This is a genomic window from Brucella grignonensis (assembly GCF_002252505.1).
Taxonomy (GTDB): domain Bacteria; phylum Pseudomonadota; class Alphaproteobacteria; order Rhizobiales; family Rhizobiaceae; genus Brucella; species Brucella grignonensis.
On sequence record NZ_NNRL01000042.1, the window covers coordinates 1 to 381 of the forward strand.

A 381-nucleotide genomic window follows, 5' to 3' on the forward strand; every position below is an offset into this window, starting at 1 on the left:
GTCTTGCGCATGGCTCCACCGTGATCATCAACGCGCTGACCGAACGCAAGGGCGCCAAGGTCGGCCTGATCACGACCGCAGGTTTCCGCGACGTGCTGGAAATCGCACGCGGGGATCGCCCGAACTATTTCGATATGTTCTACCGCAAACCCACGCCCTTCGTGCCGCGCCATTTGTCGCGCGAGCTGACTGAGCGGGTGGATTACAAGGGCAACGTGGTCACACCGGTCAGCCTCGACGGTCTGGACGACATCCTGTCCGATTTCCGGCAAGAAGCTGTCGAGGCGATTGCCGTCAGTTTCCTGCATTCCTACACCCACCCCGATCACGAGGCCGAGATCGCCCGCGCCATCCGCGAGCGCGCGCCAGACTTCTTCGTGT

General features: G+C 62.2%; 1 protein-coding gene. It reads left to right on the top strand.

Going from position 1 to position 381, the window contains the following annotated elements; all coding sequences use genetic code 11:
* Nucleotides 1-381: hydantoinase/oxoprolinase N-terminal domain-containing protein (locus tag CEV33_RS00635; protein ID WP_328588539.1), on the top strand; the 381-nt coding region annotated here is incomplete at both ends.